Below are 12,427 nucleotides of genomic sequence, written 5' to 3' on the forward strand. Positions count from 1 at the left end.
ACGTTAATTTATGCCTAAGCATGTTGATTGCGTAAGAACTTCCAATCTCTGGTTTCAAGATAAAAAGACGCTGCGATCATGTACAAACCAACCATGATGAGCTGCAAAATTCTGATCCAAGTGTTGCTGTCAATGTCGCCCCCGCTGCTACTTACCGTGTTCCCCACCAACACAAGAAAGGTACTGAAGGCAGTCGCGTAGACAGGGGCTTTTGCCGGAATGGTGTAGATTTTATTACTCATTACCGCTGCCATATAGCAGGTGACAAGGGTGTAAAAGATCAAGTTCGGCACAACCGTTAATAAAGAGAACATAACGGTCGCAAGCACACCACCTATCGCGTTGCTAATGACAAGAAATGCTGAGAGCTTGATCGATTTTTCACCTGTGATCTGTAAGGACAAGATGGCGATAAATATCATCGTCAATAACGCAGAGGTCACCTGAAATACGAAGAAGAAACATACCACAGGGAATGCCAGTATCATGGCTCTGAACGCGGCGTGCCAACGCTGTTGATCTGACATTTGAGGCTTTGCATACCCTTTGAAGTCTCTGTCTTTTTCTGGGATGAAAATATGCACTAGAGCAAAGACGGTGATCGCCACTACACCTGAAAATGACAAGCCTTTTGCCAACACAAACGAAATGCCTGCATTAGTGATCGCCATAAACGGTAGAAGAAGCACACCGATAAGCAGTATGGTTGCAAATAAGTTCCACTTGGGGTCAGTGAATAAGTAATAGCCCCACAGCATCATCAATCCAACCAAGATCATCAAAATAATTGGATACTGTACGATCCCACCCGTTAGCATCATGCCAAGCAGCATAGTGACGATCAGCGCAATCACCAACTCATAAACAGTTTCACTATTTAAGGTAGGCTTATCCAGTAGAAACTTAGCGGTAAAAACAGGCGCAACAAACGCTAAATCCCAATTGAAATAGGCAGCCAAAAACACTGAGATAGCTACCCCTAGTATAAAGCGTATTGTTCGTCTTTGGGCCTCAGATTGAGCAGCTAAGTTATCTTGCATAAGACAACAGTGCCTTTAGACGAATCCATAGCTTGCCAATGGCATTGAAAAAGAAACCATCATTGGTGTAGACGATGACATCCGCTTGCCCGCCAACACGCAGTAAACCTTTTGCCTCTGAGCGATCAAACTCAACTGTAATCGGTAGCATTTGGGTCTGGCGCAACCACCCTTGTTGAGTCGTTGCTTGAGCTAATTGACCGGCTTGATTGTTCTGGCCCCAATCAACGCCCCAGTCCACACTCGTTACTCTCCCCTTAATCACTTTACCCGGTAAGAAGTCCAACGCCACTTCAACTGGATCTCCAGCCTGGACGTTACCTAAACTATTTTCACGAAAGTACGCCTCAATCCAGATATCATCGGTGGACACGAAGGTCATCATCGGTTGCCCAGCAGAAGCATAAAAGCCTTCAGACAAACTGAAATTCGTTACACCGCCTTGTGTTGGTGCTTTGATTTCCGTGCGTTCCAAATTGATCTGAGCTTGCTCTAAAGCAAGTAACGCAGCTTTGATTTGTGAGTTTTCCTCACCGTCTTCACCTAACTGTTGCTTCGCTTTGTCTAGATCGGCTTCAGCATTCAAAACATTGGCTTTTGCCGTTGCTAGCGAGGCGCGGGCTTTATCAGCATCAGACTTCGACACAACACCTTTCTCAGCCATTGCCAGCACACGAGCCGCTTGAACTTGCACGTTTTGACGTTCAACGAGCGCAGAAGTGAGCCTAGCTTGAGCCGACGCGATATTCGCGGTCTGCGCACCCACATTTTGCCCTGCTATTTCAAGGTTTTGCTCAGCTTGTGCTACTGCAATTTTGTAATCTGATTGATTGAGTACAGCAAGTACCTCGCCTTCTTTGACGAGTTGATTTGGTTTGACCTTGATATCAATGACCTGCCCAGAGACTTGAGGCTTAATTGGCACGACATAGGCTTTAACGCGGCCTTGATCTGTGATGGGAATGATCCGATCACTCACTATGCTAAAGAGCAGCAAAATAACGATGGCAGCAAGAAGGTAATTAGTTATCTTCTTTACTCTATTATTCTTCTCAACCGACTCTTTTTCTGCAACTTCAGCCGCCAACTGTTCGTCTGACATATAAATCCTTTTATTGAAGTCTTATTTATCTATTAAAAAGAATAATATTGATTACCCATTCGTCAAGAATTTACGCTCTATTTTTTAATTAAAATTAAACACATAGATACAAATCAAACACAGCCAGTTAACTTTCCCTTCCTTCTACAACCAGGGCTTCATTTTGTGATTTACACCACATGAGAATCTGATCACGACCAGAATGTTTTGCCCGATAGAGCATAGAATCTGCATTGTGATAACACTGTTGTGCACTGTGCTTTATTTCACTCACGCCACCACTGAATTTCACTTTCAAGTCGTGCAGTTCATTGAGCTCCTTTACACGCTCAAATGTTTGAATTGGCGATTATTGAAAAGATACTCGTAACGAATCGCTCTCCTTTGGTCTCATAGGCGTAAAAACTCACCAGATTCAGCGCGGCATTAGATGGCTAGGCTCTACCAAAGGGAGTTTTTTTGCATCATTGCAGCTAGATCAATGTGATGCTCTAGCACCCCTACATCTTGGATACGAAATAAAACAATCATAATCATTCCTCGTCATATAATCTGAAAACAAGTTGGCAGAAAATACTGACCACTTCACGCTAAAGAGAATCTCGGTAACGGAAGTAGATAAAAGAAAACCCGCTGATTAAGCGGGTCGTATTAAGACAAGGCAAACTTGGCGTTCTCACGCGCTTGCTCAAATGGGACTCAATTGTCTGCTCGTCATGTAATACCAAAAGCACTTTCTAGTTGCTTAAATTACCTAACCAATCTGCATGTCATTAGATGATTCATGACCATCACCTGAGATTCCATGAATGGCTTGAGAGGTATTATGACGATTTGCTCAAACAATAATTACCATTTTGCGCCAGCAATAAATTTAATCAGTAACACACGATTAATTTGCTGAAATAAGTAGACTTGATGACTTGAAAACAGTGGCACTATATTCAGTATTCAGTGGTCTCGTTTTAAAATCATAACTCTAGAGTATTCACTTCTAATGTTGCTCCACTCTTTTTCGGTAAGAACACACTGAAGCAGCTTCCCTTACCCCATTCAGACTCCACTCGAATCTCGCCGCCGGTTTGACTAATTAGACTTTGTGATACCGATAAACCGAGCCCGGTTCCCTCACGTTTAGTGGTATAGAAAGGGTCAAAGATACGTTTTAGCTGCTCTGGTTTAATACCACTGCCTTGATCCTGAATCTCGATGACGGCACCCAGTATTTCTCCACCCTCATTCCAATCACGGCTGCGAATGATTAATTCGCCTTTACCTTGCATAGCGTGAATCGCATTAACTTGAAGGTTCACGAGTATCTGCAACAACTGATGACGATTAACTTCGACAGAGGTATGAGCTTGAAAGTCTCGAACGAAAACAATTTCTTTTCTCTTGGCACCTGCTTTTACCAGGGTAATACTTTCATCGATTATCGGATTGACGTATTGCCACGTGATTTCATCTTGAATCCCTCCCTGACGACTGTATTGCAGCAAGCTTTTGGTAATATTTCGGATTCGGTCAATCTGAGCTAAGATCGCATCGACCTCTTCTTCCACTTTGCTTGCATCTTCCCCCAGCTCAAATTTTAACAACTCAACATTGCCAAGTATCACTGCCGTTGGATTGTTGATTTCATGCGCGATTCCAGCCGTTAATCCGCCTAACGCTGCGAGCTTTTCGCTGGTTACCAACTTATCGCGAGTTTGATTGAGTAGAGAGATGTGAAACTCTAGTTGCTGCGTTTTCTCTTTTAAGCTAGCCGTGCGTTGCTGTACCTTGTCTTCAAGCACCACAGCCGCTTCTTCAATCTCAGACTGACGTTTATCAAGAAGATCAAGCATGGCATCAAACTGCTTAGCTAACTGTGCGAGCTCATGGTGTGGGTCAAGACCCAGCTCACCAATCCGTTTTTGCTTACCCAACTGAATCAGCTTAACCACACGGTGAATGCGTTCAATCGGACGAAAGAGATCGCGCGAGCCTCGATATACCATCAAACCTGAAATCAGTAGCAACCCAAGAGTAACCACACCAATTTCCACCAACGTGGTGAAATAGGTTTTAACAAAAGGCCACAACAAATATCCGGTATAAAACATACCAATGACTTGGTCGTTGCGATCTCTAATAGGTTGGTAAGCACTGATATACCACGCGTCATGCACATAAGCTTCATCAACCCATTGCTCACCGCCTTGAAGCACGGTCTCTTTGACAGAATCTGATACACGGGAACCAATCGCTCGCCCCACCTTTTCACTGCTATCGAGAGGAACGTTGGTACTCACACGCAGGTCATCTAAGAAAATGGTCATCGTCCCCGTCGGACGAACTGGATCGTATTGTGGTGAATAGAGAATATCGCGTAGTTCATCGACTAAGGCCGTGCTGTTGTTGAGTAGCAACCCGCCATCAATAAAGCCGACAACTTCGCCTGAGATTGCTCTCACCCGAATCACTGAGCGGATAACCAAACCTCTTCGCTCAATATTATCGGAATCCAGCTCGGCAATGGCGGCTTTTTGTGCCAGTGCAGGATCTATGTCATGCAGTTGCTGAAGCGACAACACATCAAAAAAAGCGTCTTCTCGCACGACATCGAGATGTGCGAGTTGTCTTTTAGGTGTGTCGGCAGGAATGTATCGCAGATAGTCTAACTGAGTGTTTTGCGACTGAGTCGCCACCCATTTGACTAATGCTTCCGTGTTCCCCTGCTCTCTCAATCGTTTCTGAAACTCATAAGAACTAACGAAAGATTTTACACTTTGGTTTTGCCCTTTCTGTATCAGCTCAACACTCTGCCTTGCCGCCCCTAATCGCTCAGAGACATCGATCAGCGCACTGTTCCAAGTGTAGTGAATAGACCAATAGATAGTGATACCAATCAGCGCCATTAGGGTTAATATAATCGGCGCTGACGTCAGAACCAACAGTCGATAACGCACCATGGTTTGGAACTGAAAGCGCCATTTTGCCAGCCAGTTGAGAATCGGTGCTTTGTGTTTTGGTTCAGGTAGCTTCGTGGTCATATTACTCTGAGTCCCACTCTTTATATTTGCGCTCCAGCGTTTTCCTTGCCACGCCCAAATCACGCGCTGCAGCAGACTTATTGCCCTCATGAAAATAAACCAGCTGCTCGATATGCGCCCTTTCTACTGCTTTCAGTGTCCATTCATTGGGGTAACCGAACGCCATTGTATGGGGATCTTCCTGCTCTGGACTCGACTGCGCCGCGTTTACCTGTGACGATGATTGAGAGGCTTCTCCAATATCCTCATTTATAGGCTTCCAATAGTGGGCAGGCGGGGTCGCCAAGAGTAGACTGCGTTCAATAAAGTTCTTCAATTCACGGACATTACCCGGCCAGTCATGTGCCTCAAGCGCTAACATATCTTCATGCGCCCAGTTAGGGTCAGGTATTGCAAGTTCTTGCGAAAGCTGCTTTACAAAATAAGGCACTAACTCATGAAGATCTTGCTTTCGGCAGCGTAATGGCGCGACCTCTATTTTTAGAACATTTAAACGGTAATAGAGATCAGCTCGAAACTGACCTTCATCAACCCGTTGCTTTAGGTCTCGATTCGTCGCGGCAACGACACGAACATCGACCGGAATCTCTTTCTCCCCGCCAACAGGGCGTATTGAGCGTTGTTCCAAAACGCGCAATAGAGCTGTCTGCATATTAAGGGGCATTTCACCGATTTCATCAAGGAACAAGGTTCCGTTATTTGCGACTCGAAACAGCCCCTCTCGGCTCTTCTTCGCGCCGGTAAACGCACCGGAGGTGTGACCAAATAGCTCACTTTCTAGCAGCTCGGGCGCAATCGCACCACAATTTACCGGTACGAACGGTCCGTTACGTTTACTAGAGGTGTGAATGCCTCGCGCCACCAGCTCTTTACCCACACCCGATTCCCCCTCAATCAGTACAGAGGCACGGGACGGAGCAAACTGGCTGATTAACTGCTTGAGATTTTGTGTCGGTTGCGACTGACCAATAATCTCTGTCGTCACTCGACGTTCAAAGTCACGCTTGAGGGCATATTGAGAACGTTCAACTAAACGCTTATCCATACAACGTTGTACCGCCTGCAGCATTTGCTCCAAGTTGAAGGGCTTGAGGATAAAGTCACTGGCTCCGAGTTTAAGTGCAGAAATGGCAATTTCGAGATCAGCGTAGCCAGTCATGAAAATGACGTCTGAACGTTTACCGTCATCTTGAAACGCCTCTTCCCACTCAATCCCCGAACGCCCTGGCAGGTTAATATCCAAAATGATCAAATCATAGTGATTATCGCAACGCAGTTGCTCCGCTTCCTCGACACTGGATGTGGTATCCACCTTAGAAAACCACTTGCCAAGTGCTTTGCGTAATATCGCCTGCATTCCGAGCTCATCATCAACGACCAAAACCGAAAACGCTTCAAATTTGTGGGGTTTAGCTAAGTTTACTTCAGGGGGAGTTGGCATAATTTACTTCGTACTTTTTTATCTCTATGAGACAGAGTGTACCAACGATTTGACGATAACCCAGCATTAATGTGCGACATTTTGTCTCACTTCAAACTATTGGTATCAACACCTTATCCCTTTTCAATGATGTACTTGGCTCACCAATAAAGATAAAGTACCCATAAAACATATGGTTAATTGAAATATTGAGTCACTTTGAGCTCATGGCACTGAGATTGCTATATCAAGCAGCTTAGTGAGCTTACCAGTCACAACAACGTCTCATTAGGCTGCCAATACCTCGGACATATAAATACACAAGGACCCCCATGAAAAAGCCCATCATCTCCTTACTATTTGCCTCATTCGCATTGATCAACTGTACAACCGCTGCCGCAGACGAACTGCCAAGTGTGCGCCTAGCTACTACGACTAGCACCTACCATTCAGGCTTACTTGACCACCTGTTGCCAGAGTTTGAAAAGGATACGGGCTATCAAGTCGATGTCATTGCCGCAGGCACGGGTAAGGCATTAAAAATGGGTGAAAATGGAGATGTCGATATTCTCATGACTCACGCTCCGCAAGCCGAGCAAGACTTTGTCGATGCCGGGTTTGGTATTGAGCCTAAACCTCTTATGTACAACGACTTCATTTTAGTCGGACCAGAATCTGATCCTGCTAAGGTGCACAGTCTCACAGATGTAGCACAAGCTTTCGCTCAAATCGCAGACCAAAATGCCGTATTTATCTCTCGTGGCGATGACTCTGGTACCCATAAGAAAGAGTTAAACCTTTGGAAAAGCAGTCATCTCGAGCCTGAATTTGCAGGGTATCGCTCGGTTGGTCAGGGGATGGGGCCGACCTTAAACATGTCTTCTGAAATGCAAGCGTACACACTAACGGACCGCGGCACTTGGCTTGCCTATCAAAATAACTTGGATCTAATCGTTATACTTGAAGGTGATGAGCGCCTATTTAATCCATATCAAGTGATTCTGGTTAACCCTGAGCGATACACCGGGCTAAATGAGAAAGGCGCTAAAGCATTCAGCGACTGGTTGGTCAACTCGCGCGGTCAAGAGCTGATAAACTCATTCAGACTCAATGGCCAACAACTCTTTGTGGCTAACGCGCAAGCAGAATAATCGAAGAAAAGAACACCTATGGATTTGTGGCAAACCACCTTAGATGCACTTGCACTACTGATTAGCTTTGATACCGATTTGTGGGAGATCGTTGCGGTCTCTTTTAGCGTATCGTTATCCGCTATTTTATTGGTTCTTCTCCCTGCAACGTTGCTGTCGTTTATCTTGGCGTACACCAACTTTCGTGGGAAGTGGTTTCTTCTTTCTGTGGTGAATACGATGCAGTCGATTCCGACGGTGGTTATCGGTCTTTTGCTCTACATGATGCTGTCTCGCTCCGGCCCCCTAGGAGATTGGCAAATGCTGTTTACGCAAAAGGCGATGATCCTCGGACAGATGCTTATCTGCTTTCCTGTTCTCGTCTCCATGATGTATGGTGCGCTGCAATCAAGCGATCGACGCGCCATTGAGACTGCGAGAACACTCGGTGCCTCGCCGCTGCGTATTGCCAATACGATGATTTGGGAGCATCGATTTCCGCTCATTGCCGCAACCATTGCTGCTTTTTCACGTATCGTGACTGAGGTGGGCTGCTCAATGATGGTCGGGGGCAACATTATGGGTGCTACGCGCAACATCCCCACTGCGATTGCCATGGAGAGCCATAAAGGCGCGTTTGCTCAAGGTGTCGCCCTCGGTATTGTTTTACTCTCTCTCGCTCTGATCCTAAACTTTATGCTATCGAGCATGAGTGGTCGGGGCTACCTCCGTACTTAAAGGCGCTGTATGACGATAAAAATAACTGCACAGCAACTAGAGATGCGCTTTAAAGAGCGAGTCTTATTCCATATTCCTGAACTGTCGATCGGGCCGAATGAAGCCGTCTATCTCAAAGGTGCTAACGGTGTCGGCAAAACCACCCTGCTGAAGATTTTGTCCGGGCTACAAAAGCCAACGACTGGCGACATCAACTGCGGGCAAAATGGTTGGTACCAGCGATTATTCCAGCGTTCGGCATTTAGTGACGTCATCTACCTGCACCAGTCTCCCTATTTATTTGACGGTACCGTGTATCAAAATGTGGTGTATGGCATTCGTTTCCAGTCTCAACCTCAACAAGAGAAGCGTTCACAAGTGATTAATGCACTCCGAATGGTGGGTTTGGAGACGCTCGCCGATGAACACATATCCGTGCTATCCGGCGGTGAAAAACAGCGTGTCGCTATGGCTCGGGCATGGATTCTTAAGCCATCCATCTTACTCATGGATGAACCCAGTGCTTCGTTAGACCAAGAATCAATTCAAAGACTGGTGGTACTGGCGCAAGACTTACTCAACAGAGGGTCTAGTTTGGTGATCACTAGCCACCAAACCAATGCACTCACCGCGCTTTGTAGCAAACAATGGTGGATAAAAGACACCACTTTGATAGAGTCACCGCTATTAAAAGTCGTGACAAAATCGAAACGAGATCAATCTTATGCTTCTGCCGAAGGAAACTAGTTGGGTCATCTTGGCCGGTGGGCAAGCCAGTCGGATGGGTGGTACTGATAAAGGACTTGTAGAGCTCAATGGTAAGCCGCTTATTCATTATGTGATTGCCCGCTTGCAGCCACAAACAGAGCACATCACCATCAACGCAAACCGCAATCAAGACACCTACCGAGCGCTTGCCCCTGTGGTGAGTGACCACTTCCCTGATTACCCAGGACCGCTAGGTGGCATCCATGCAGGCCTTGCGAATAGTGAGACGGATTGGGTTGGCTTTGTACCTTGTGATAGCCCAGATATTAACTCTGACCTTGTCGAACGTTTCTGCCAACAAGTAGAGGCGACAACCGATATTTTGGTGGCTCACGATGGTGAATTTCAACAGCCTGTATTTACCCTATTCCACAAACGCGTGCTACCAAAATTGACCGCGTTTTTAGAACGCGGTGATCGTAAGATCATTCTGCTCTACAAAGAGTGCGAGACAAAATATGTGGATTTCAGCGACTCGCCGAACTGCTTTGTAAACCTCAATACGCCACAAGAGCTGGCTCAATTTGGAACATTAAAATAATGACAATTCAAAAGCCTAACCTGCCACTGCTCGGTTTTGCTGCCTATTCCGGCACAGGTAAAACGACATTACTAGAAGCACTACTGCCTAAGTTGACCGAAACCGGTTTACGTATTGGGGTATTGAAGCATGCACACCACAATTTTGATGTCGATAAACCAGGAAAAGACAGCTATCGCCTAAGAAAAGCGGGCGCAAGTCAGATGCTCATCTCTTCACGCTACCGCCATGCAATGATGGCAGAAACACCTGATAGCGAAGCGGATTTTGAGTACCTATTGACTCGATTTGATAGCGAGCAGCTTGATGTCATCTTGGTAGAGGGCTGCAAGAACATCGCTTTTCCTAAAATTGAATTGCATCGCGAAGAAGTAGGTAAACCATGGCTTTACCCCAATGACGACAACATCATTGCTATTGCAGCAGATAGCAAAGTTTCGTCACCGTTACCTCAAATGGACATCAATGACCTCAATGCGATTCGAGATTTCATTTTAGATTACGTCACAACCTATGCTTCCAATAAATCCAACCAACCAGTGGCAGCCTGTTGCGATACTTTGTCTCCTGCTTTTGTCTCTGTCACGCAAGGCCGCGAGAAAATCCTTGAGGCTGTGAGCCGTTTGCAGGAAACCGAAGCAGTGGCAATCACCAACAGTTATGGTCGTGTTCTTGGCGGTGATATCATTTCACCCGTTAATGTTCCGCAATACACTAACTCAGCAATGGATGGTTACGCCATTAGAGGCGATGATCTTGACCAAGACAACTACCACGTTGTCGCTGAAGTGCTGGCTGGCTATCACTACGAAAAGCCCGTTGAACCCGGTCAAGCAGTTAAGATCATGACAGGGGCACCTATGCCAGCGCAGGCCGATACTGTCATCATGCGAGAACAAGCGACGCAGGAAGGCGACTCCGTGACATTCGATGCGAGTATTAAAGCGGGGCAGAATGTCCGTCAAGCGGGCGAAGACCTCGCTTTAGGTGCTCCCGTATTTACTCAAGGTACTCGCATCGAGTCCCCAGAAATGGGCATGTTAGCTTCTCTAGGCTTTGGCCAGTGTGACGTCGTGAGAAAACTCAAAGTCGCTATCTTCTCCACCGGTGACGAGGTGCAAAACCCAGGAGCCGAGCAAAAACCAAACACTATCTACGACTCTAACCGCTTTACTTTGAGGGGGTTATTGCAAAAGCTAGGCTGTGAAATCATTGACTTGGGTATTATAGAAGACGATGAAGATAAGATGGTGTCCGCTTTAGAGAGCGCGGCAACGCAAGCAGACCTAGTCATGACCTCCGGCGGTGTATCGGTCGGGGATGCGGATTACATCAAGCTTGCTCTAGACCGCTTAGGTCAGATTGATTTTTGGCGCATCAATATGCGCCCGGGTCGTCCACTCGCGTTTGGTAAAATCAACGATAAGCCTTTCTTTGGCCTGCCGGGCAACCCGGTTGCGGTCATGGTGTCGTTTATTAACTTTGTCGAGCCTGCGATTCGTAAAATGCAGGGGCAAATGGATTGGCAACCACTTAAAGTCAATGCGATTGCTGCAGAGTCACTACGCTCAAGACAGGGCCGTACTGAGTTTAGCCGCGGCGTTTATACGATGAATACGCAAGGCCAATTGGAGGTTCGAACCACCGGAAAGCAAGGCTCTGGCATTTTGCGCTCGATGAGTGAGGCCAACTGTTTGATTGAGATTTCACCAGCGGTTGATACGGTGAAAGTGGGTGAGATGGTGACGGTGATTCCGCTGCAGGGACGAGTTTAGAGTCGAATAAAAAAGAAGGGACTGAGGTGGAGAATTTCAGTCCCTTCAATAACCGTTATGTCATCGATAATTAGGCAGATTGAATATTGTTGGTAATTGCCTGAAACGCACTTTCAAGCGCGTTAATTATTTCACTGTTTTGATTAAAGACCGCCAGAACGATAATCGACATCACCACACCGATAATCGCATATTCAATAGTAGTGACACCGCGCTGGTCACTCCAAGCTATCGAACACTGCTCTCGTATTCGACAATACATCACTGTTGTACTTCCGGTGTAGCAACTAACTCAACGCGTCGATTTTTTTCACGTCCTTTCGTGGTCTTATTATCTGCTATAGGCTGATCCTCACCTTGAGTCTCAAGAATCATTGCCGTTCTATCCACGCCTTTGTCCATCAGGTAGCCTTGCACTGATTCTGCCCGTCTTAAACCGAGCGCGTAGTTGTACTCTTTTGTGCCGATAGAGTCAGTGTGACCAGATAGCAGCAGATTAGACTCGACTCGATTTACCTTGTCCATCAGCCCCTGTAAAACCTGCTTCGAAGCGGGAGTGAGCGACGACTTATCAAAGTCAAAATAGACGCGACCTAATGTTTCGTCTGCAATACCTTTGTCCATCAAATACTCGATGCAATCAGTATGGACATGCAAGGTCGCCAACTCACTGGCGATCAACTCTTTCGTGGGCGCTGGTGCATCGGTTTCAACCGTCACCATCGCACCTTGCAGCAACATGATGCTCTTTCCTGAACCAATCGACGTTCTTTGGTTCACTTCAATGTCTGACTTAGCACAGAAAGAGAGCAACTCCTCGCCACTCATTTGCGCTAAAACCTGACCAGATATCATTGCAGATAGTGCAATTGAATAGGTAAGTGCTTTCCTTTTCATTG

The 12,427-nt window shown here is 46.3% G+C and carries 11 protein-coding genes; 5 read left to right on the plus strand and 6 right to left on the minus strand.

The annotated features are described in order from the left end of the window. Window positions 1-14 precede the first annotated feature (14 nt). From GT360_RS20060 to GT360_RS20075, 4 genes are all read right to left on the minus strand, one after another. Entirely contained in the window at window positions 15-1,040 is a 1,026-nt protein-coding gene (locus tag GT360_RS20060) for a DUF2955 domain-containing protein (RefSeq protein ID WP_164650714.1), read from the minus strand. After that, window positions 1,030-2,142 carry an HlyD family secretion protein gene (locus tag GT360_RS20065; protein WP_164650715.1) on the minus strand — a complete coding sequence of 371 codons (1,113 nt, stop codon included), beginning with the start codon at window positions 2,140-2,142 and terminating at the stop codon, window positions 1,030-1,032. Before GT360_RS20065 ends, GT360_RS20060 begins: the two co-directional genes overlap by 11 nt. Window positions 2,143-3,113: 971 nt before the next feature. Next, window positions 3,114-5,177, minus strand: a complete 2,064-nt coding sequence (locus GT360_RS20070; RefSeq protein WP_164650716.1) for a sensor histidine kinase — start codon at window positions 5,175-5,177, stop codon at window positions 3,114-3,116. Window position 5,178: 1 nt separating this feature from the next. Beyond that, window positions 5,179-6,618, minus strand: coding sequence for a sigma-54-dependent transcriptional regulator (locus GT360_RS20075; protein ID WP_164650717.1), 1,440 nt, complete (start codon window positions 6,616-6,618; stop codon window positions 5,179-5,181). A gap of 311 nt (window positions 6,619-6,929) precedes the next feature. Here GT360_RS20075 and GT360_RS20080 point away from each other — a divergent pair, with 311 nt between their 5' ends. From GT360_RS20080 to GT360_RS20100, 5 genes are read left to right on the plus strand one after another with little or no spacing between them, the layout of a single operon-like run. Further along, a complete protein-coding gene (locus GT360_RS20080; protein WP_164650718.1) occupies window positions 6,930-7,748 on the plus strand; it encodes an ABC transporter substrate-binding protein in 819 nt (272 codons plus the stop codon). Window positions 7,749-7,766: 18 nt separating this feature from the next. Further along, entirely contained in the window at window positions 7,767-8,465 is a 699-nt protein-coding gene (locus tag GT360_RS20085) for an ABC transporter permease (protein WP_164650719.1), read from the plus strand. Between the two features lie 9 nt (window positions 8,466-8,474). Next, window positions 8,475-9,191 (plus strand): energy-coupling factor ABC transporter ATP-binding protein, encoded by a 717-nt coding sequence (locus GT360_RS20090; RefSeq protein WP_164650720.1) that lies wholly within the window; start codon window positions 8,475-8,477, stop codon window positions 9,189-9,191. After that, the gene (mobA, locus tag GT360_RS20095) at window positions 9,169-9,753 is read left to right on the plus strand and encodes a molybdenum cofactor guanylyltransferase MobA (protein WP_164650721.1); all 585 of its coding nucleotides are present in this window, start codon (window positions 9,169-9,171) and stop codon (window positions 9,751-9,753) included. Before GT360_RS20090 ends, mobA begins: the two co-directional genes overlap by 23 nt. After that, window positions 9,753-11,528, plus strand: a complete 1,776-nt coding sequence (locus GT360_RS20100; RefSeq protein ID WP_164650722.1) for a bifunctional molybdopterin-guanine dinucleotide biosynthesis adaptor protein MobB/molybdopterin molybdotransferase MoeA — start codon at window positions 9,753-9,755, stop codon at window positions 11,526-11,528. The genes mobA and GT360_RS20100 overlap by 1 nt, the downstream gene beginning before the upstream one ends. Window positions 11,529-11,598: 70 nt before the next feature. Here the strand turns inward: GT360_RS20100 and GT360_RS20105 are convergent, their stop codons facing one another. Together GT360_RS20105 and GT360_RS20110 are read right to left on the minus strand one after the other, a co-directional pair. Next, a complete protein-coding gene (locus GT360_RS20105; protein WP_164650723.1) occupies window positions 11,599-11,790 on the minus strand; it encodes a Flp family type IVb pilin in 192 nt (63 codons plus the stop codon). After that, on the minus strand, window positions 11,790-12,425 hold the full coding sequence (locus GT360_RS20110; RefSeq protein ID WP_164650724.1) for an OmpA family protein: 636 nt from the start codon (window positions 12,423-12,425) through the stop codon (window positions 11,790-11,792). The genes GT360_RS20105 and GT360_RS20110 overlap by 1 nt, the downstream gene beginning before the upstream one ends. Window positions 12,426-12,427: the final 2 nt, after the last annotated feature.

The organism is Vibrio astriarenae, assembly GCF_010587385.1.
GTDB classification, from domain to species: domain Bacteria; phylum Pseudomonadota; class Gammaproteobacteria; order Enterobacterales; family Vibrionaceae; genus Vibrio; species Vibrio astriarenae.

Coding starts and splice junctions, on each gene's coding strand:
- GT360_RS20060 (WP_164650714.1), bottom strand. CDS start 1,040: ATGCAAGATAACTTAGCTGCTCAATCTGAGGCCCAAAGACGAACAATA.
- GT360_RS20065 (WP_164650715.1), bottom strand. CDS start 2,142: ATGTCAGACGAACAGTTGGCGGCTGAAGTTGCAGAAAAAGAGTCGGTT.
- GT360_RS20070 (WP_164650716.1), bottom strand. CDS start 5,177: ATGACCACGAAGCTACCTGAACCAAAACACAAAGCACCGATTCTCAAC.
- GT360_RS20075 (WP_164650717.1), bottom strand. CDS start 6,618: ATGCCAACTCCCCCTGAAGTAAACTTAGCTAAACCCCACAAATTTGAA.
- GT360_RS20080 (WP_164650718.1), top strand. CDS start 6,930: ATGAAAAAGCCCATCATCTCCTTACTATTTGCCTCATTCGCATTGATC.
- GT360_RS20085 (WP_164650719.1), top strand. CDS start 7,767: ATGGATTTGTGGCAAACCACCTTAGATGCACTTGCACTACTGATTAGC.
- GT360_RS20090 (WP_164650720.1), top strand. CDS start 8,475: ATGACGATAAAAATAACTGCACAGCAACTAGAGATGCGCTTTAAAGAG.
- mobA (WP_164650721.1), top strand. CDS start 9,169: ATGCTTCTGCCGAAGGAAACTAGTTGGGTCATCTTGGCCGGTGGGCAA.
- GT360_RS20100 (WP_164650722.1), top strand. CDS start 9,753: ATGACAATTCAAAAGCCTAACCTGCCACTGCTCGGTTTTGCTGCCTAT.
- GT360_RS20105 (WP_164650723.1), bottom strand. CDS start 11,790: ATGTATTGTCGAATACGAGAGCAGTGTTCGATAGCTTGGAGTGACCAG.
- GT360_RS20110 (WP_164650724.1), bottom strand. CDS start 12,425: ATGAAAAGGAAAGCACTTACCTATTCAATTGCACTATCTGCAATGATA.